This window comes from Isoptericola chiayiensis, assembly GCF_013149805.1.
Taxonomy (GTDB): domain Bacteria; phylum Actinomycetota; class Actinomycetes; order Actinomycetales; family Cellulomonadaceae; genus Isoptericola; species Isoptericola chiayiensis.
Map to the genome: position 1 here is coordinate 22,783 of NZ_JABEZT010000012.1, position 19,067 is coordinate 41,849.

Here is a 19,067-nt window from a genome sequence, read left to right on the forward strand (position 1 = left end):
GACGGCCCGCCCGTCGGGACGACGCCCCGTGGCACGGTGACCGCATGCCGTCCCCCCGCCACCCCGGACCCGACCTCGCCGACCTGCGGCTGCGCCCCGGCACACCGGTCCTCGACCGCGGCGGCGGCCAGGTCCAGCTCGGCACCGACGACCGCTGGGCCCTCGTCGTGGACGGCCTGTCGGACGCCGAGGCACGGTGGCTCCACCACGCCGCCTCCACCCGGCACGTCGGGCTCGCGGCATCGGCAGGACGTCACGGCGTGAGCGCCGACCGCCAGGACCGCATCGCGCGACTGCTCGCCGACTGCGGGTTCCTCGTGCCGCCGCCGGCCACCCGTCTCGACGTCACCGCCACCGCCGCCGGCGCCGCGGACGCCGCCGCGCTCGGGGCCCTGCGCCCCGACGGCGCCGGCCAGGTCACGCTCGCCCGGCGCGCCGTGCGCACCGTCGGCGTCAGCGGCCTGGGCCGGCTCGGCGCGTCCCTCGTCACCCACCTCGTCGCTGCGGGCGTCGGCACGCTCCTGCTCGACGACACCGCACCCGTCCAGGTGACCGACCTCGGGGCGGGCCCCTACCGCCAGACCGACGTCGGCGGCCGCCGCGCCGACCGGCTCCACGCCGCCCTCACCGAGCACCGCCCCCGCACCCGCGTCCGGACCATGTGGCCCGCGGACGCGACACCCGACGTGGTCGTCGTGGTCCGCGACCACGTCGTGGGGATCGAGACGTCCGCCCGGCTGATGAGCGCCGGCGTCCCGCACCTCGCCGTGACCGTCGTCGAGGCCGGCATCGAGCTCGGGCCCTTCGTCCTGCCCGGCACCACCGCGTGCCTGGGCTGCCGGCACCGTCGCGCGGCCGACGACGACGACGCCTGGCCGCGCCTCGCCGACCAGCTGCGCGCGTGGCCCGGCCCCGCGCCCCAGGAGACCGTCCTGGCGGCGACGGCGGCGGCGCTCGCGGCCGGCATGGTCACGGCCCACCTGGACGGCACCCGCCCGGTCGCGGCGGACCGGCTGATCCACGTCCGGCTCCCGGACGCCGTCCCCCGGCTGCGCGACCTGCCGCCCCACCCGCGTTGCGGCTGCACGGCCGACGGTGGTCCGGCAGCGGGCGCCCGGGCGGATCCGGGCGCCGGTGCCCGAACGGATCCGGCCGCCGGTGCCCGAGCGACGCCCCGGGGTGCCACGACATGACACGGACCCCGCACGGTGCGTCACCGTGCGAGGTCCGTCCCCGGTGCTCAGGCCGCGGCCTGCTCCGACTTGCGCGGGCGTCCGCGCCCCCGCTTGCGGGCCACGACGGCGCCGTCGACGAAGACCTCGCCGCCCCACACGCCCCACGGCTCGCTCCGGTCGAGGGCACCGGCGAGGCAGCCGGCCTGCAGCGGGCACTCCCGGCACAGGGCCTTGGCACGCTCGACCTCGCTGGTGTGCTCGGCGAACCAGAGCTCGGGGTCGTGGGTCCGGCAGGGCAGGAGCTCGGCGAACTGCCGGTCGAGCGCTGCCGCCTCGGCCGGGTCCTGGGTCACGGGTTGGTGGGGTGTCCACTGGCGGCTGCCGCCGGCGGGGGCCGCGTCGACCAGCCGCTCGTCCAACAGCTGTGCGAGACGCACGATCTTCCTCCGTCAGGTCCTGGGTGATTCATGAACGTCGGTGTTCAGGACCTGCGGGCGACCCCCTGGTGTCAGGGGGCCGGATCGTCCGGCCGGTGAGGGCCGACTTCCGGGTACGGAATGACGAAGGCCGCGGGTCCCGAGTGGACTCCGCGGCCTGGACCGGTCAGCGGACCGGATGCCTCCAGGATGCGGAGTCGGGTGCGAGATCGACGAGAGAGCTGCCTGCTCCCAGCCGCTTGCGCAGACGCGTGGTCGGCACGAAGGCGTACCGGGCAGAGTTCTCCCCCGCCGCGATGCCGGTTGCGCCGATGATCTGCTTCATCGTGTCCATCTCTTCACCCCTCCTCACTGGTCTCGGGCCCGCACCTCTCGGTGCACGCCGCACGTCGGCCCGCCATGGCGAGCCCGGTCATCCCGAGCATAGACCGGGTCGCCCGGCTCGCCACATCTTTTTTCCAGATTTCTTCCGCGACTTCTCCGGACCGCCCTACGAGCCCTCCGGAGCACCGTCCACCAGCGCGATCAGCGTCTCGCCGTACCGGTCGATCTTGGCCGGCCCGATCCCGTTGATCCGGGCGAGCTGGGACGTGGTGGTGGGCCGCAGCTCGGCGATCGCCGCGAGCGTCGCGTCCCCCAGGACGGTGTAGGCCGGCTTGTCGGTCTCCCGGGCCACCGTCAGCCGCCACTCGCGCAGCGCGTCGAACAGGGCGACGTCCGCCCCGCCCGACAGCCGCGACCGGGCCTGGCCGCGCGACGACCGGCCGGACGCCGACCGTCCGCGCCCCCGGCCGTCGTCGGGCCACATCCCGTCCAGGAACCGCGTGCGCTTGCGCGAGGCGCGGCCGCCGGGGTTGCGGGCGCGGGCGTAGGAGATCTCCAGGTGCTCGCGCGCCCGCGTGATGCCCACGTACAGCAGCCGGCGCTCCTCGGCGACGCCCTCGTCGGTCTCCGCCAGCGAGATGGGCATGAGGCCCTCGCTCATCCCCGCCAGGAACACGGCGTCCCACTCCAGGCCCTTGGCCGAGTGCAGGGACGCCAGCGTCACGCCCTCCACCGTCGGGGCGTGCTGCGCGGACGCGCGCTCGGCGAGCTCGTCGACCAGGGTGGCCATGGTGGCCGGCGCGTCCTCGGGGGCTGCCGCCGCCAGGTCGTCCGCGAGCGCCACGAGCGCCTGCATCGCCTCCCAGCGTTCCCGGGTGGCGCCGCGGGCGGTGGGCGGCTCGTGGGACCACCCGGCGGAGATGAGCACGTCGCGGACCTGCTCCGGCATGGGCTGGTCCGGGTCCGCGGAACGCGCGGCGCCGCGCAGAAGGACGACGGCGTCGCGCACGTCCTTGCGGGTGAAGAAGCGTTGGCCGCCACGCACCTGGTAGCTGACACCGGCGTCGGACAGCGCGGACTCGAAGGCGGCCGACTGGGCGTTGGTGCGGTAGAGCACGGCGATCTCGCTGGGCCGCACGCCTTCCGCGACGAGCCGGGCGGCGCGGGCGGCGATGCCGGCCGCCTCCGCCTCGTCGTCGTCGTAGGTGGTGAACGCTGCGGCGGGTCCCGAGGGACGCTGCGCCACCAGCTCGAGCGCGCCGACCACGCGCCCGCGCCGCAGCACGTCGTTGGCGAGCGCGACCACCTGGGGCGTGGAGCGGTAGTCGCGCACCAGGCGGATCACCTGGGCGTCGCGGTAGGTGCGCGTGAAGTCCAGCAGGTAGTGCGGCGTGGCACCCGTGAACGAGTAGATGGTCTGCGACGGGTCGCCCACGACGCACAGCTCACGGCGCTTGCCGAGCCACTGGTCGAGCAGGAAGTGCTGCAGCGGGGAGACGTCCTGGAACTCGTCGACCACGAAGTGCCGGTACTGCGACCGCACCTGGTCCGCCACGTGCGGGTGCGAGCCGAGCATGTCGGCCAGCATGAGCAGCACGTCCTCGAAGTCGATGACGCCCCGCTCGGTCTTGACGTCCTCGTAGGCGGTGATCAGCCGTGCCACCGACTGGTGGTCGAAGCCCGACGGCGGCGGCCGGTCGTCCGCGGCCGCCGCGGTGACGTAGTCCTCGGCCGTGACAAGGGAGACCTTGGCCCACTCGACCTCGCTGGACAGGTCGCGCACCGCGACGCGGTCGACGGAGAGCCCCACGCGCCGGGCGGCCTCCGCGACGGCGGGCGCCTTGTGCTCGAGGATCTGGGGCGGGGCCCCGCCGACGATGCGGGGCCAGAAGTAGCCGAGCTGGCGCAGCGCGGCGGCGTGGAACGTGCGGGCCTGCACCCCGACGACGCCGAGGTCCCGCAGCCGGGTGCGCATCTCCCCCGCCGCGCGAGCGGTGAAGGTCACGGCGAGCACCGACGTCGGCGGGTAGGCGCCCGTGCGCACCCCGTAGGCGATCCGGTGGGTGATGGCTCGCGTCTTGCCGGTGCCCGCGCCCGCCAGCACGCAGACGGGACCCGCCAGCGCCAGGGCGACGTCGCGCTGCTCGGGGTCGAGCGCGTCGAGGATCGCGTCGGGATGAGACGGGGCACCCGGGGAGTTGGTCGTGAGGGACATCGTCTGCGATTGTCGCAGCCGAGACCGACACCGACCCCCGGTATCCACAGGAGGACCCCAGATGACGGCCACGCCGAGCCTGCCCGACCGCGGCACGGTCACGATGTACTCGACCGCGTGGTGCGGCTACTGCCGCAGGCTGCGCACCCAGCTCGACTCCGAGGGCATCGGCTACACGGTGATCGACATCGAGGACGACCCGCAGACCGCCGAGTTCGTCGAGCAGGTCAACGGCGGCAACCGCACCGTGCCCACCGTCGTCTACCCGGACGGCTCGGCCGCCACGAACCCGTCCCTGGCGGATGTCAAGGCCGCGCTCGCCGTGTCCGCCTGACGTCCCACTATCCTGGCGCGGTGCGTCGCGACCCCGGAACCGCCCAGGCCGTGGCCGGCCGGCCCGCCCACGACGTCGGCGGGTCGCCCGAGGACGCCGAGGACCGCTGGGAGCGGCGGTTCGCCTGGCCCGTGATCGTCGCGGCGCTCGCCTCGGTGCCCGCCGTCTGGCTCACGCTGCTCGAGGAGCCGTACGCGACCGCCGGCACCGTCGGCAGCCTGCTCACCGGCGCCGTGCTGCTGGCCGAGACGGTCGTGCTGTTCGCCGTCTCGACCGACAAGCGCGAGTGGCTGTGGAAGCACCGGTGGCTGGTCGCGGTGACGGTCGCGATCGTGGTCTCCGCCGTGCTGGCGATCGGCCCCACCCAGCTGCTGCGCCTGGTGCGCGCCGTCGGCGCCCTGCGTCTGCTGCGCGCCCGGCACATCGTGCGCGCCGGACGGCGCGTCGTCGGGCACGCGTCCCTGACCAGGCGGTGGGAGCGGGTCGTCACGGGCGTCGTGGTCGCCGTCGTGGCGGCGTTCGTCGCCGTGGTGCTCGCCGACCCGACGTCGCAGAGCCGCGTGCTGCTCGAGGGACTCGTCGGCGGCCCGGCGTACGTGTGGGTGGTGGTCGCCGCCGGGCTGGTGCTGTCCGCGGCGATCTTCGTGCTGGTCCGTGCCCGCCTGCGCGGCGACCCCGATTGATCACCAGGCGCCGGGCAGCTCGGCCCCGAACCATTCCTCGATCAGCGCCCGCGCGATGGATGCCCGGCCGGGCAGACCCACCTCGCCGCGGGTCACGGCGTCGGACAGCTCGTCGCGGGTGAACCAGCGCGCGTCGGTGATCTCCTCGTCGTCGGTGCGCACCCGGGTGTCCACCGCCCGGGCCCGGAACCCGAGCATCAGCGAAGCGGGGAACGGCCAGGCCTGCGAGCCCCGGTAGACGACGTCGCCCGCTCCCGAGCCGACCAGCACGCCGGACTCCTCGGCGACCTCGCGACGCACGGTGTCCTCCAGCGCCTCGCCGGCCTCCACGAACCCCGCGAGCGTCGAGTAGCGCCCGGCGGGCCAGCGCGCCGCGTGCCCCAGCAGCAGGCGGTCGGCATCGTCCACGACCGCCATGATCACCGCCGGGTCGGTGCGCGGGTAGGTGCGGCGCTCGTCCACCGGACAGCGGCGTTCCCAGCCTGCCTGACCGACCTGCGTCGGCGTGCCGCACACGGCGCAGACCGGGTGCGTCGCGTGCCACCCCGCCAGGGCGACGGCCTCCACCGCCAGCCCGTGCGCGAGCTCCGCCGCCTCGTCGCCCGACTCGAGCGCCGCGAGCTGAGCCCCCGCCACGTCCCGCAGCCCGGCCCAGGCGTCGCTGCCGGGCGGGGGCGCCGGGTCCTCGTCACCGTCGGGCACCACCACCGCCAGCAGCGCCGCGCCGTCGTGCTCGCCGAGGAACAGACCCAGCCCGTCCGGCGCCGCCCCCGGCCCCACGAGCGCCGCCCGCGGCGCCTCGGGGTCGACGACGGCGACCCGCCCCCGGTGCAGCACCAGGACCCGCGTGGTGGGTGCGGCCAGCGACCGTGCCACCAGGTCGGGCTCCGCACGGCGGTGCGCGGCACGGTCGTGCCGGGAGCGGGAGAAGGGCAGCTCGAGTGGATGCACGCCAGCGACGGTACCGGCGGCCGGGACACGCCAGCGACCGCAGCGCCGTCGCGGCCCCCGGCCGCACTACGGTGAGCACGTGCCCCGTAGTCCGCTCGCCCTCGCCGCGCTGTCGACGGCCGCCGTGCCCGGTCTCGACGCCCGCTCCGTGCACGCCGAGGACCTGCCGGGCGACTACGACGTCGCGGTCGTCACGACCGGCGACGGCACCGAGTGGATGGTGCGCGCGCCGTCCACGACCCTCGCGGGTGCGGCGCTCGAGGCCGAGGTCGAGCTGCTGGAGACCCTGCACCTGTACGTCGAGGCCGGCGTGCTGCCCTTCGCCGTACCGCGCGTGGCCGGGTCCGCCCTGCTGCCCGAGGGGGGTCGCGCCGTCGTGCACCGCCGGCTGACCGGCGGGCCGCTCGACGTCTCCGCCCTACGACCCGGCCCCGGGCTGGCCGCCGACCTGGGCCGCACCCTCGCCGCCGTGCACGAGCTGCCCGTCGCCGTCGTCGAGGCCTGCGGGCTGCCGTCCTACACCGCCGCGGAGTACCGCGAGCGCCGCCTGGTCGAGCTCGACGAGGCCGCCGCTACCCGGCGGGTGCCCGCGTCGCTGCTGCGCCGGTGGGAGACCGCGCTGGAGGACGTCAGCCTGTGGCGGTTCCAGCCCGTCGTGGTGCACGGGGACCTCGCGCCCGACCAGGTGCTGGTCACGGGCCAGCGGGTCACCAGCGTCGCCGGGTGGTCCGAAGCGCGCGTCGCCGACCCGGCCGACGACCTGGCCTGGCTGCTGGCCGCGGCACCGCCGGACTGCGTGGACGCGATCATGGAGGCGTACCGGCTGCGGCGCACCGAGCTGACCGACCCGCGCCTCGTGGACCGCGCGCTACTCGTCGGCGAGCTCGCGCTGGCTCGCTGGCTCCTGCACGGGGTGCGGCGGCGGCTGCCCGACGTCGTCGCCGACGCCGAGTCCATGCTGGCCGACCTGGACGAGGCCACCCGGGAGGACACCCCCGCCTGACCGCCGACGCCCACCCCGGGTCAGGCGCCGCGGACCAGCGCCTCGAGACCCGGCTCGTCCAGGAGCTGCGCGGGCCGCACCGTGGTGCCGGAGGCGACGTAGACGAACGCGGCGTCGACCTTCTCCACGGGGAGCCCGGACCACCGCGACCACGCCAGCCGGTAGGCGGCGAGCTGGACCTCGCGCTGCGCCCGCTCGGCGGGGTCGCGGGGCTCCTGCCCGGTCTTCCAGTCCACGACGACGACCGCCGGCTCCTCCCCCGGGCCCGGCGCCGGCGCGTCCGGGTCGACGAACACGGCGTCCATGCGCGACCGCACCATGACCCCGGCGATCGGCGTCTCGACGTCCTGCTCGACGGCGACGGGGGTGCGCGAGGCCCAGGGCGTGCGCTCGAACCGGCGCTGCAGCTCGTCCAGGGCCAGGTCGGTCGCGGCGTCCGGCTCGTCGGCGCCGGGCAGGTCCTCGACGTCCATCAGGGCGGCCGCCGAGTAGTACCGCTCCACCCAGGCGTGGAACAAGGTCCCGCGCCGGGCGTGCACCGTCGGCTCGGCGGGCACGGGACGGCGCAGCTGGCGGGCGAACTCGTCGCGGTCGCGGGCGAGCTGCACCAGGCCCGACGCCGAGACGTGGGCGGGCATCTCGACGCTCGGGTGCTCGTGCTCCGCCCGCTCGGCGAGCAGGATCCGGGACAGCTCGACCAGGTCGTGCCCGGCGGCGTCCCGCAGGGCGCCGTCCTGCGGGTCCTCCCCCGCCCGCGCGGCGGCACGGACCCTGTCGGCGGTGGCCCGCAGCACGTCCCGCGGGTCGACGCCGGCGGCCGGCTCGTCCCCCGTCGGGGCGGGCCAGACCCCGGCCTTCTCGACGCCGTCGCGCGGGTTGGGGCCGCCGGGCTGCGGCGCCTGCTCCCAGCCGCCCGGGTCCACCAGGCCCGCCTCGGCGAGCTCCACCAGGAACGGCGACAGGGTGCGCGGGCGGGTCGCGGTCCCCCACCAGTGCGCGGTGCAGAACAGCTCCCGGCGCGCCCGGGTCAGGGCAACGTAGGCGAGCCGGCGCTCCTCGGCGAGCTGGTGGGCGCCGCAGTCGAGCGTGAACTCCTCGCGGCGCGCCATCAGGTCCTTGGTGTCCGTGGCCTCGTCGATGCGGAACCGGGGCAGGTCCTCGGCGTCGCCGCGCAGCGGGTAGGGCAGCTCGCCCAGCCCGGTCAGCCAGCCCGAGGAGGTGCGGCCCTTCGCGGACTCCGCGCAGGTCGGGAAGGTGCCGTCGACCAGGCCGGCCACGGCGACCACGTCCCACTCCAGGCCCTTCGCGGCGTGCGCGGTGATGATCTGCACCGCGTCCGGGTCGGGCTCGCGGACGGGCATGTCCAGGCCGCGCTCGGCGTCGTCGGCCACCCCCAGCCAGGCGAGGAACGACCCGAGCGTCGCGACGTCCGCGGACTGGGCGAACCCGGCGGCGACGTCGCGGAACGCGTCGAGGTGCTCCCGGCCGCGCCGGCTGATGCCCTCCGCCGCGCCGGCGGCCCCGGCGGCCAGCAACGAGTCCGTGAGCATCTCGGCGGTGGCGACCTCGACGTCCAGGCCCAGCGCTCGCTCGGCCGCCACCACCAGCTCCGGCAGCGACAGGTACGTCAGGCCGCGCAGCTCGCGCAGCAGCCGCGACAGCGCCGACAGCCGGGCATGCGCGTCGACCGTCAGCACGCGTCCGTCCCGGGCCGCCTGACCCGGGTGCGGCAGGTCGTCCAGCGCGTCGACGATCGAGCGGTGGTCGACGACGTCACCCTCGACCACGGCCGCGGCGTCGTCGGCCTCGGCGTCCGGCAACGGCCCGTCCTCGGGACGCCGGGGGGCGTCCCGGCGCGAGAGGTCGGCGGCCCACGAACCCAGCGCGTGCAGGTCGGCGGCCCCCAGGTTCACCCGCGGTCCGGTGAGCAGCCGCAGCAGGGAGTCACCGCGGGACGGGTCGTGCACCGCCTCCAGGAGGGCGACGACGTCGACCACCTCCGGCGTGGACAGCAGACCGCCCAGACCGACCACCTCGACAGGCAGCCCTCGGCGCCGCAGCGCGGTCTCGAGCACGGGGAACTGCGAACGGACCCGGCACAGCACCGCGGCGGTCACCCGGTCGGAGCCGTCCGGCCGGGTCGCGCGACGCCAGCGCGCGGCGACGAGCTCCGCGACGGCCTCGGCCTCGTCCTCCAGCGTGGCCGCCACGTGCGCGGACACCCGGCCCGGCCCGGCACCCGGGCGCAGGTCCAGCGGCGGCACGGGCACCGTCGTCGCACCGGGGCCGCGCAACGGCGCCGAGACGACGTTGGCGGCCGCCAGGATCGCGGCGTCGTTGCGCCACGACGTGCTCAGGTAGCGCACGGCCGCCGCACCGCCGTCGGCGTGCCGGAACCGGTCGGGAAACCGCGACAGGCCCGACGCCGAAGCACCGCGCCACCCGTAGATGGACTGGTGCGGGTCCCCGACGGCCGTCACGGCGTGCCCGCCGCCGAACAGGCCCGCCAGGAGCTCGACCTGCGCGTGCGACGTGTCCTGGTACTCGTCGAGCAGCACCACGCGGTACCGGGACCGTTCCGCCCGACCCACCGCCGGGACCGTGCGGGCCAGCTCGGCCGCGAACGCCACCTGGTCGCCGAAGTCGAGGGAGTCCGACAGCCGTTTGCGACGGCGGTACTCCGCCACGAGGTCCAGCAGCCGGGCGCGCTCCGCCACCGACGACAGGAGCGACTCGACGTCCTTGGTCCGCTGCTTCTGACGAGGTCCGAGCGGCAGCGCGTCGAGCCGGGCGACGATGCCCTCCAGCGCCTCGCGGGCCTCGTCGACGTCGCGCAGGTGCTCGCCCAGCGCGGCGGACAACGACAGCACCGCGCCGACGACCGTGCTGACCGCCTTGTCCGTCCCGAGGTCGCCGTCCCAGGACTCCACGACCTCCGCGGCGAGCTGCCACTGGTTGGCCTCCCCGAGCAGCCGCGAGCCCGGCTCGACCCCGAGCCGCAGCCCGTGGTCGCCCACCAGGGAGGCGGCGTAGGCGTTGTACGTCGCGATGGTCGGCCGGGCCAGCAGGTCCAGGTCCGACGCCGCACCACCGCGGGCGCGCGTGAGCTGGGCGAGACGGGTCCGCACCCGGGTCGAGAGCTCACCGGCGGCCTTGCGGGTGAACGTCAGGCCGAGCACCTCCTCCGGCTCGACCAGCCCGTTCGCGATCAGCCAGACCACCCGCGCCGCCATCGTCTCGGTCTTGCCCGAGCCGGCGCCGGCCACGACCAGCACCGGTTCCAGGGGTGCCTCGATCACGGCGACCTGCTCGTCGGTGGGCGCCGGGCGCCGCAGGAGGTCGGCGATGTCCCGGGCGGACAGGCGCGCAGCCGGCTCAACGGCGTCCGGGCCGGGAGCCTCGGGCCCCGACGTCTCGGGCGGCTCGAGCTCGGGGAAGCCGAGCGCGCCGTCCCGCGCGGGTTCGGCGAGGGCGGTCCAGTCGACGCCCTGCAGCGGCGCGGCGTCCGGGGTCTGCTCCTGCGGCGACCGCTCGTGCGGTGCGAGGCCGTCCGGCGTCGTCACGGGATCACGCTCCGTCCCTCGTTCTGGACCGGGCAGCTGCGGCGCACCGGGCACCTCGGGCACAGGTCGTTCTCGCGGGCCTCGAAGGCCGAGGCGGCCATGGTGTCCGCCGCCTGCATGACCAGGTGGTGCGCCCAGGTCGAGCCGTCCTCGGCGGGCTCCAGCGCGGGCTGCTCCCGCAGCGCGGGCCCCTTGGTGTCCGTGCCGACGAACACGAGTCGTGCTCCCGCGGGTCGGGTGCCGTCGGGCAGGTCGAGCGCGCCCTCGCTCACCGCCAGCTGGTAGGCGCCGAGCTGGGGGTTCTCGAGAGCCTTGTCCTTCGACGGGGCGTTGCGGCCCGTCTTCAGATCGGCCACGACCACACCGTCCTCGCCGTCGGGCTCGACCCGGTCGATCTTGCCGCGCAGCCGGGCCCGGCCCACCGTGACGTCGAACTCGGGCTCGACGAGCAGCGGCTTGCCGCTGGTCGCCGTGTAGGCGGCGAGCCGTTCGACCATCGCCTCGGCCCGGCGGCGCAGCTGTCGCGTCGGCCAGCCCTCGGGCAGCGCCAGCTCGGGCCAGCGCCGGTCCAGCTCGGCCCTCAGCACCGCCGGCGAGGCGGCGGGATGCTCCTCGGCGATGCTGTGCACCAGGGTGCCCAGGCTCTGGTGGGTCGCGTCGGGGGCCGTCCCGCCGGCCGACTCGAACGCCCAGCGCAGCGCGCACGTGCTGACGGTGTCGACCTTCGACGGCGAGACGCGCACCTCGTCCTCCGGACCCCACAGCGGCGCGGTGCTGGAGGCGTGCGCGACGCCGTACCAGGTGCGCGGGTCCGCCTCGGCGACGCCCGCCGCGGCGAGGCGTGCCAGGAGCGCGGCCGCCGTCCCGGCGTCCTCGGCCGAAGCGGCGTCGTGCGGCGTTGCCTCCACCGGCGCGTCCGCGGCGGTCCCGTCATCCGGGGTGCCCCCGCCGGCGGCGAGCCGCGCGGTGACGTCACGCACCAGCTCGGCGCGAGCGGCCGCGACGATGCCTCGCAGGTCGAGCGGCGGTCCGACGGCGACGCGACGGGGGTCGGAACCCTCGCCGTCGCCGTCTGGCCTGGGTGCGACCAGGTCGCAGAACACCGACGGCGAGTCGTCCGCGTCCTCGACGGCCGTGACCAGCAGCCGCCGCCGCGCCCGGGAGGTGGCGACGGCGAAGGCGCGCAGCTCGTCGGCCAGCACCTGCGCACGGGCCTCCTTGCCGACGCCGTGCGCGTCGGCGGACCGGCCGGCGAGCAGCTCCACGAGCGCCTGCGAACCGAGCAGGGAGTCGCGCAGGCGCAGGTCCGGCCACACCCCGTCCTGCACCCCCGCGACCACCACGACGTCCCACTCGCGTCCGGCCGCACCGGCGGGGGTGAGCGCCTCGACCGCTCGGGCGCCCGTGGCCGACGCCGCCAACGAGTCGGCCGGCAGGTCCTGCGAGGCGAGGTAGTCGACGAACGCCGCCACGGGGGCGCCGGGCATCCGCTCCACGTACGTCTCGGCCGCGCGGAACAGCGCGAGGACGGCGTCGAGGTCACGGTCGGCGCGCACCCCGGCCGGCCCGCCGGCCAGCGCCAGGTCGCGCCACCTCTCGGCCAGGCCGGTGGCGGCCCACACCGCCCACAGCACCGTCTGCGCGGTCGCGCCCTCCACGCCCGCGGCCTCGCGGCCGGCGGCGAGCACGCGCGACACCGCGAGCGGGCCGCGCCGCACCGGCGACGGCAGGGTCGCCGCCCGCGCGGGATCCCCCAGCACCTCCACGAGCAGGGCGTCCGACGAGCGGCCACCGCCGCCGGACAGCTCCTCGGCCCGCAGCGCGCGCCGCAACCGACGCAACGACACGGCGTCGAGCCCGCCCAGCGGCGAGGTGAGCAGCAGCGCGGCCGTCTCGGGGTCGAGCGCCGGCGGCGGTTCCGTCGACGTCTCACCGAGCATCCCGTCGACGCCGGCAGGCCGGGCCGCGACACGCAGCGCGGCGAGCAGCGGGACGACGGCGGGCTCGTCGCGCAGCGGCACGTCGGAGCCCAGCAGGGCCACCGGCACGGAGGCGGCCACGAGGTCCCGCCGCAGCGACGCGAGGCGGTCCCCGCTGCGGGCCAGGACCGCCATGCGGTCCCACGGGGTGCCGTGCAGGAGGTGCTCGGCGCGCAGCTCGCGCGCGATGTGGGCGGCCTCCTGCGCCGCCCCGGCGAGCACGGCGACCTCGGCGGACCCGTCGGAACCGTCGGGCGGCGGGCCCGCGAGACGGTGCAGCGCCCCGGAGACCGTCGCCACGCGCGAGGTGATGGTCCGGGTGATCTCCCGCAGCCGCTCCGGGGCGCGCCACGCGGTGCCGAGCACGACGGTGCTCGCGTCGAAGGCCCCGACCTCCCCGGCGCGCGCCGCGGCACGCCCCACCAGCGCAGGCACCGCACCGCGGAACCCCTGCACCGCGGTGTCCGGGTCGGCGAGCAGCACGAGGCGCGCGCCCGCGGCGTGCAGGACGCCCAGCAGCCGCGCCGTCGCCACCGTCGCCTCCTGGTAGTCGTCGACCACCACGAGGTCCCATCCCGGCCTCTCGACGTGCGGGACCTGCTCCTCCCACGTGTCCAGCGCCCAGGCGGCCTCGTCGACGACGACGGCGGGGTCGTACCGCTCCCCCACGTCGGGCGTCCCGCCCCGCAGAGCGGTCACGCCGAGGTACTCGTCGTAGAGGGTGGCGGCCAGCTCCCACTCCGGACGATCGTGCCGACGTCCGAGGCGGGCGAGGTCGTCGGGCGTGAGACCGCGTTCCGCGGCACGCATCAGCAGGTCGCGCAGCTCCTGCCGCAGGCCGCGCAGGCCCAGCGCCTCGGCAGGCAGCCCGTCGGGGAGCGCGAGCGGTGCCCCCTCGCCGGCGGCGTGCCCGGCCAGGAGCTCGGCGAGCACCAGGTCCTGCTCCGGGCCCGAGACGAGCGTGGGTGCCGGTTCGCCGAGGGCGTCGGCCCGCCGTCGCAGCACGGAGAACGCGGCCGACGCCGCCGTGCGGACCATCGGTGCGCCGATGGTGCGGCCCGCCCCGGCGGCGACCTCGTCGCGCAGCCGCGCGGCCGACCGCCGAGAGGCCGCGAGCACCAGCACCCGCGACGGGTCGCCGCCGGCCCGCACCTGCCGGACCGCGACCTCGCGCGCCACCGTCGTCTTGCCCGTCCCGGGCGCCCCCACCACGAGCGTCGCCGGACCGGTCGACGCCGCGTCGACGGCGGCCTGCTGCGTCTCGTCCAGCACGACGTCGCCGCCGGGGCCCGGACCGGGCGCCGGCGGCACGAGTCGGACCGCGGGCCGGGCGGGACCGCGGACGGGGACGGTGGCTGTCACGGGAGCGATTCGACCACGGGCCACCGACACGGCCGCACCCGCCGGGCCCGGCGTTCACCCTGCGCGGACGACGCCGCCCGCGCACCGTCGTCGTGCATAGGATCGGGGCAGCCCGAACCACCCGGCGCCGGTCCCGGCGCCCTCGCGCAAGGAGTCAACGTGGAGATCACGATCGGTGTGCAGAACCTGAACCGCGAGCTGGTGGTGGAGACCGACCAGAAGCCCGAGGAGGTCGCCAAGGCCGTCCGGGCGGCGCTCGACGGGGCGCCGTCGCTGGAGCTGAAGGACTCGAAGGGCAAGCTGGTCATCGTCCCGACCGCCTCGCTCGGCTACGTCGAGATCGGCAGCGGCGAGCAGCGTCCGGTCGGCTTCGGCTCGCTCTGAACCGGGTCGGCCCCGCCCCGGCCGCGTCAAGGGTCGCCCCGACCCGGCCGGGGACGGGCTCAGGCCGCGAGACCGAGCCGGTCCATGCGGCGCGTGTGCTCCGCGGTGAGCCGCGCGACCAACCAGGACCGCACGCTGCCGTCCGCGGCGTCGTGGCCCAGCGCCGCCGCCGACGCGGCCGTGAGGCTCTCCAGCTCCGCGTGCTGCTCCAGCAGCGCGGTGACGAGGTTCAGCGCCTCCCCCACCACGCGGCGGCCCCACAGGGCGAGCCGGGAGGCCAGGACGTCGTCGGCGGAAGCCAGCCGCACCAGCACGGACAACGCCTCGGCGTCCGCCCCGTCGCGTGCGGCAGGACCCGCTCCGGCGACCTCCAGCACCTCGCGCAGCCGCTTGCCGTGCTGGCCGCCGACGCCGGCGGCCAGCGTCCGGCAGAAGTCCTGCGCGACGCCGTGCCCCACCACACCCTTGAGGACCCCCTCGGCCCAGTCGTCGGTCCGGGTACGTGTGTCGAACTCCACGAGCGCCCCCTCGAACGGACCCATGAGCGCCGCCGCCGCCGGCACCCCTGCGCCCGGCGCCACCAGACCCACGAGCGCCTGCTGACGGCTCAGGGCACGCTCGGCGCCGAGAGCGAGCGACTGGCGCGTGGCCAGGTCGGGCGCGTCGACCGAACGCGCCGCGAGCAGCCCGAAGCCGGCCAGCTCGGTGTAGGCGGCGATCCCCACGAGCGCGGAGACCGGGGCCGGGGTGGACGGGTCGACGGGGGGCACGGGATCGCTGCTCACCGCACCAGGATAGGGTCCGCGTGACGCACGCCTCGCCCCCGGGACAGGGCTGTCCTATACCATGACCGTGTACCTCGGTTGCCCGGTCGTCTCGATGCTGACCTGAAGCGCACACGCGCGACGTACTTCCGCGATCGGCTGCCGACCACCTCGGCGCTGCCTGCGACCCGAGGCCGGACCCCGGTCCGTCCACGCGGTCCGCCGCGCCGACGACAGACGAAGGCACCAGTGACCACCACGAACATCACCGCCGACGACGCCGCCCCGGCCGCCGGCAGCACCGATCAGCCGTCCGACCGCACGGACTTCTCGTCCGCCGCCGCCATCCAGGCCCAGGACGTCAGCTTCGCCGACTTCGGCGTCCGTGACGAGATCGTCGAGGCCCTCCGCGACGGGGGCATCACCCACCCGTTCCCGATCCAGGCGATGACGCTGCCCGTGGCCCTGCAGGGCCACGACATCATCGGCCAGGCGAAGACCGGCACCGGCAAGACCCTCGGGTTCGGCGTCCCGCTGCTGCACCGCGTCGCCGCGCCGGGCGAGCCCGAGTACGACCTGCTGCCCGCGCCCGGCAAGCCGCAGGCGATCGTCGTGGCACCGACCCGCGAGCTCGCCGTCCAGGTCGCCAAGGACCTCGAGTCGGCCTCGACGCGCCGCTCGGTCCGGATCGTGCAGATCTACGGCGGCCGCGCCTACGAGCCGCAGATCGAGACGCTGAACTCCGGCGTCGAGGTCGTCGTCGGCACGCCGGGCCGCATCGTCGACCTGATGAACCAGGGCCACCTCAACCTGTCCCGTGCCCCCACGGTGGTGCTCGACGAGGCCGACGAGATGCTCGACCTCGGGTTCCTGCCCGACGTCGAGAAGATCCTGGCGCGCACGCCCGCCGTCCGGCACACGATGCTGTTCTCGGCCACCATGCCCGGCCCCGTGGTCTCCATGGCCCGCCGGTACATGAAGCAGCCGACGCACATCCGTGCCGCCGACCCGGACGACGACGGCGCCACCGTGAAGAACACCCGCCAGGTGGTCTACCGCGCCCACGCGCTGGACAAGGTCGAGGTCCTGGCCCGCATCCTGCAGTCCGAGGGCCGCGGCCGCACCATCGTCTTCACCCGGACCAAGCGCACCGCCGCGAAGGTCTCCGACGAGCTGCGCTCGCGCGGGTTCGCCGCCGGCGCCATCCACGGCGACCTGGGCCAGGGCGCCCGCGAGCAGGCCCTGCGCGCCCTGCGCCACGGCAACATCGACGTGCTGGTCGCCACCGACGTCGCCGCCCGCGGCATCGACGTCACCGACGTCACGCACGTGGTCAACTACCAGTGCCCCGAGGACGAGCGCACCTACCTGCACCGCATCGGCCGCACCGGTCGCGCGGGCAACAAGGGCACGGCGATCACGTTCGTCGACTGGGACGACGTGCCGCGCTGGCAGCTCATCAACAAGGCGCTCGACCTCGGCTTCCCCGAGCCCGTCGAGACGTACTCCTCCTCACCGCACCTGTACACCGACCTCTCGATCCCCGAGGGCACCAAGGGCCGGCTGCCGAAGGAGAAGCGCCAGCTCGGCGGCCTGGAGGCCGAGGAGCTCGAGGACCTCGGCGAGACCGGCAAGCGCTCGGGCGGCCAGGACCGTCAGGGCGGTCGCGGTGGCCAGGGTCGAGGCGGCCAGGGCGGTCGCGGCGGCTCCCGTGGCGGCGGACAGTCCCGCGGCGGCCGTGGCGGCCGTGGCGGCCAGGGTCCGCGGTCCGACGGCGGAGCGCGGCCGGAGCAGTCCGGCCCCGCCGGCCAGGGCACCGACCAGGCCTCGAACGGCGAGGGCGGTCAGCGCCGTCGTCGTCGCCGTCGCCGCCGCAGCGGTGCGGGCGAGGGCCAGGGCGGCAGCGCGCCGTCGGCCACCACCGACTGACGACTCGCGCGCGACCGGCGGACGGTCGCGCGGCAGGTCCCCGGAGGGCGGGACCGCGGCACTCCCGCGGTCCCGCCCTCTGTCGTACCCCGGTCGTACCGTGGGGCCATGCAGCTCACGTTCACCGCGCCGCTCTGGCAGTGGGACGCACGCCAGGACGACGCCTGGTGGTTCGTGACGGTCCCGCCCGACGAGTCCGACCTGCTCGCCGAGGTGCCCCTGCCGCCCCGCGGCTTCGGCTCGATCCGCGTGCAGGTGACCGCGGGCACGACGACCTGGCGGACGTCGGTGTTCCCCTCGAAGGAGCAGGCTGGCTACGTCCTGCCGATGAAGAAGGCCGTCCGACGCGCGGAGGGCCTCTCCCCCGGGGCGCCGGTCGAGGTCACGCTGCGGCCGGTCGACCTCTGACGCGTACCCGTCCGCGCCGGACGGCCTGGCGCTTCACGCCGTCTCGATGAACTCCATGACGGCGTCCGCGATCTGCTGGACGGCGATCGCCGCGAGCAGGATGCCCGCGATGCGCGTGATGAGCGTGACCCCGGAGTCCTTGAGCACCCGGTGCAGCACCTCCGCAAACCGCATGGCCAGGTAGAGCGAGACGTGCACGAGCACGATCGCCAGGGCGATCGCCACGACCGGTGGCACCCAGTCGTCCTGGGTGTCCGCCTGCTGCACGAACACCATGGTGGCCACGATGGCACCCGGTCCGGCGAGCAGCGGCGTGCCCAACGGCACCAGGGCGACGTTCGCGCCGGGTGTCGCCGCCGTCGCCTCGCCGTTCTCGAAGTGCCCGGTCAGCAGCTGCATCGCCACGATCAGCAGCAGCAGACCGCCGGACGCCTGCAGCGCGGCCAGGGAGATCCCCATGTACGACAGCACCTGCTGCCCGAACAGCGCGAACGTCACGATGACGCCGAACGCGACCGCGACGGCCTGCAGCGCCGCCCGGCTGCGCTGCTTGGCCCCCATGGTGGAGGTCAGCGCCAGGAACACCGGGATGGTGCCGGGCGGGTCCATGATCACCCACAGCGTGACGAACGCCTGGGTGAACAGGGTTAGGTCGATCACCTGCTCCACGGGCGCAGCACCTCCAACGTCCCCCGGTCCTCGATCTCGGCCAGGACCGCCGGGTCCGTCGTGTGCTCGCCGAGGCGGTTCTGCTTGCCGGCGCCGTGGTAGTCGCTGGCGCCGGTCACGAGCAGCCCGAGCTCGGCCGCGAGCTCCCGCAGCCGGACCCGGTCGGCCGCGTCGTGGTCCCGATGGTCCGCCTCCAGGCCGGCGAGGCCTACGGTGGCCAGCTCGGCGATGGTCTGCTCCGTGACGACCCGCCCGCGCTGCCCGGCCCGCGGGTGCGCCATGACCGGCACCCCGCCGGCAGCCAGCACCGCCCGCACGGCGTCCGCGGTGTCCGGTGCGTAGTGGGGCACGTAGTAGGGGGCTCCCGGGTGCAGCATCGTCGCGAAGGCCTCGTCGCGGTGCTCGACGACGCCGACCGCGACCAGGGCGTCCGCGAGGTGCGGCCTGCCGACGGTGGCGCCGTGCGAGGTCTGGGCGACGACGTCGTCCCAGGTGAGCGGGAAGTCCTCCGCGAGGCGCTCCGTCATGCGCCGGGCGCGCGCGACCCGGTCGTCGCGGGTGCGCGTCAGCTCGGCGAGGAGGGCGGGGTGCTCGGGGTCGTGCAGGTAGGCCAGCAGGTGCACGCTGATGCCGCCGTCGGGGGTGGCGGCCCGCGTCGAGATCTCGATGCCGCGCACGAGCGCCACGTCCGTCTCGTCCACGGCCTGCGCGGCCTGCGCCCAGCCGGCGGTGGTGTCGTGGTCGGTGAGCGCCACCGTCCGCACCCCCGCCGCGGCGGCGGCCTGGAGCACCTGGCGTGGTGTCTGCGTGCCGTCGGACTCGCAGGAGTGCGTGTGGAGGTCGATCACCCGGCACAGTCTAGAGAGCAGCCGGCCGCCGCTCGCACA

At 75.9% G+C, this 19,067-nt stretch carries 16 protein-coding genes; 7 read left to right on the forward strand and 9 right to left on the reverse strand.

What is annotated here, in order from left to right:
* Window positions 1–44 precede the first annotated feature (44 nt).
* A complete protein-coding gene (locus tag HDG68_RS16060; RefSeq protein WP_172153662.1) occupies window positions 45–1,193 on the forward strand; it encodes a ThiF family adenylyltransferase in 1,149 nt (382 codons plus the stop codon).
* Between the two features lie 47 nt (window positions 1,194–1,240).
* Here HDG68_RS16060 and HDG68_RS16065 read toward each other — a convergent pair whose 3' ends face one another.
* The 3 genes from HDG68_RS16065 to HDG68_RS16075 all read right to left on the reverse strand — a co-directional run bounded on the left by HDG68_RS16065 (window position 1,241) and on the right by HDG68_RS16075 (window position 4,151).
* Entirely contained in the window at window positions 1,241–1,612 is a 372-nt protein-coding gene (locus tag HDG68_RS16065) for a WhiB family transcriptional regulator (RefSeq protein WP_172153663.1), read from the reverse strand.
* Between the two features lie 166 nt (window positions 1,613–1,778).
* On the reverse strand, window positions 1,779–1,946 hold the full coding sequence (locus tag HDG68_RS16070) for a hypothetical protein (protein WP_216648554.1): 168 nt from the start codon (window positions 1,944–1,946) through the stop codon (window positions 1,779–1,781).
* A gap of 156 nt (window positions 1,947–2,102) precedes the next feature.
* Entirely contained in the window at window positions 2,103–4,151 is a 2,049-nt protein-coding gene (locus HDG68_RS16075; RefSeq protein WP_172153665.1) for an ATP-dependent DNA helicase UvrD2, read from the reverse strand.
* A gap of 61 nt (window positions 4,152–4,212) precedes the next feature.
* On the opposite strand from HDG68_RS16075, the gene HDG68_RS16080 reads away from it, so the two are divergent.
* Together HDG68_RS16080 and HDG68_RS16085 are read left to right on the forward strand one after the other, a co-directional pair.
* Window positions 4,213–4,485, forward strand: coding sequence for a mycoredoxin (locus HDG68_RS16080; protein ID WP_172153666.1), 273 nt, complete (start codon window positions 4,213–4,215; stop codon window positions 4,483–4,485).
* A gap of 20 nt (window positions 4,486–4,505) precedes the next feature.
* Window positions 4,506–5,168 carry a hypothetical protein gene (locus HDG68_RS16085; RefSeq protein ID WP_216648555.1) on the forward strand — a complete coding sequence of 221 codons (663 nt, stop codon included), beginning with the start codon at window positions 4,506–4,508 and terminating at the stop codon, window positions 5,166–5,168.
* On the opposite strand, the gene nudC is transcribed toward HDG68_RS16085, so the two are convergent.
* On the reverse strand, window positions 5,169–6,119 hold the full coding sequence (gene nudC, locus HDG68_RS16090; RefSeq protein WP_172153667.1) for an NAD(+) diphosphatase: 951 nt from the start codon (window positions 6,117–6,119) through the stop codon (window positions 5,169–5,171).
* Window positions 6,120–6,198: 79 nt separating this feature from the next.
* On the opposite strand from nudC, the gene HDG68_RS16095 reads away from it, so the two are divergent.
* Window positions 6,199–7,122: a phosphotransferase gene (locus HDG68_RS16095; protein ID WP_172153668.1), complete on the forward strand. Its 924-nt coding sequence runs from the start codon at window positions 6,199–6,201 to the stop codon at window positions 7,120–7,122.
* 20 nt (window positions 7,123–7,142) lie between these two features.
* Here HDG68_RS16095 and HDG68_RS16100 read toward each other — a convergent pair whose 3' ends face one another.
* Both HDG68_RS16100 and HDG68_RS16105 read right to left on the reverse strand, forming a co-directional pair.
* Complete coding sequence (locus tag HDG68_RS16100; protein WP_425483773.1) at window positions 7,143–10,685, reverse strand: ATP-dependent helicase; 3,543 nt, start codon at window positions 10,683–10,685, stop codon at window positions 7,143–7,145.
* Window positions 10,682–14,026: an ATP-dependent helicase gene (locus HDG68_RS16105; protein WP_343037627.1), complete on the reverse strand. Its 3,345-nt coding sequence runs from the start codon at window positions 14,024–14,026 to the stop codon at window positions 10,682–10,684. The genes HDG68_RS16100 and HDG68_RS16105 overlap by 4 nt, the downstream gene beginning before the upstream one ends.
* A 159-nt stretch (window positions 14,027–14,185) precedes the next feature.
* Between HDG68_RS16105 and HDG68_RS17245 the strand changes: the two genes are divergently transcribed.
* On the forward strand, window positions 14,186–14,410 hold the full coding sequence (locus HDG68_RS17245) for a DUF3107 family protein (RefSeq protein ID WP_172153669.1): 225 nt from the start codon (window positions 14,186–14,188) through the stop codon (window positions 14,408–14,410).
* Window positions 14,411–14,469: 59 nt separating this feature from the next.
* On the opposite strand, the gene HDG68_RS16115 is transcribed toward HDG68_RS17245, so the two are convergent.
* Entirely contained in the window at window positions 14,470–15,195 is a 726-nt protein-coding gene (locus tag HDG68_RS16115) for a ferritin-like fold-containing protein (RefSeq protein ID WP_172153670.1), read from the reverse strand.
* A 228-nt stretch (window positions 15,196–15,423) separates the two neighbouring features.
* Between HDG68_RS16115 and HDG68_RS16120 the strand changes: the two genes are divergently transcribed.
* Together HDG68_RS16120 and HDG68_RS16125 are read left to right on the forward strand one after the other, a co-directional pair.
* Window positions 15,424–17,103 carry a DEAD/DEAH box helicase gene (locus HDG68_RS16120; RefSeq protein ID WP_172153671.1) on the forward strand — a complete coding sequence of 560 codons (1,680 nt, stop codon included), beginning with the start codon at window positions 15,424–15,426 and terminating at the stop codon, window positions 17,101–17,103.
* Window positions 17,104–17,211: 108 nt separating this feature from the next.
* Window positions 17,212–17,511, forward strand: coding sequence for a DUF1905 domain-containing protein (locus HDG68_RS16125; protein WP_172153672.1), 300 nt, complete (start codon window positions 17,212–17,214; stop codon window positions 17,509–17,511).
* 33 nt (window positions 17,512–17,544) lie between these two features.
* Here the strand turns inward: HDG68_RS16125 and HDG68_RS16130 are convergent, their stop codons facing one another.
* Both HDG68_RS16130 and HDG68_RS16135 read right to left on the reverse strand, forming a co-directional pair.
* Window positions 17,545–18,180, reverse strand: coding sequence for a MarC family protein (locus HDG68_RS16130; protein WP_172153673.1), 636 nt, complete (start codon window positions 18,178–18,180; stop codon window positions 17,545–17,547).
* On the reverse strand, window positions 18,168–19,028 hold the full coding sequence (locus tag HDG68_RS16135; protein WP_172153674.1) for a PHP domain-containing protein: 861 nt from the start codon (window positions 19,026–19,028) through the stop codon (window positions 18,168–18,170). The genes HDG68_RS16130 and HDG68_RS16135 overlap by 13 nt, the downstream gene beginning before the upstream one ends.
* Window positions 19,029–19,067 lie beyond the last annotated feature (39 nt).

What these genes read in the sequence shown, in the direction of transcription:
- HDG68_RS16125 (WP_172153672.1), top strand. Translation starts at nt 17,212, where the DNA reads ATGCAGCTCACGTTCACCGCGCCGCTCTGGCAGTGGGACGCACGCCAG.
- HDG68_RS16075 (WP_172153665.1), bottom strand. Translation starts at nt 4,151, where the DNA reads ATGTCCCTCACGACCAACTCCCCGGGTGCCCCGTCTCATCCCGACGCG.
- HDG68_RS16060 (WP_172153662.1), top strand. Translation starts at nt 45, where the DNA reads ATGCCGTCCCCCCGCCACCCCGGACCCGACCTCGCCGACCTGCGGCTG.
- HDG68_RS16080 (WP_172153666.1), top strand. Translation starts at nt 4,213, where the DNA reads ATGACGGCCACGCCGAGCCTGCCCGACCGCGGCACGGTCACGATGTAC.
- HDG68_RS16070 (WP_216648554.1), bottom strand. Translation starts at nt 1,946, where the DNA reads ATGGACACGATGAAGCAGATCATCGGCGCAACCGGCATCGCGGCGGGG.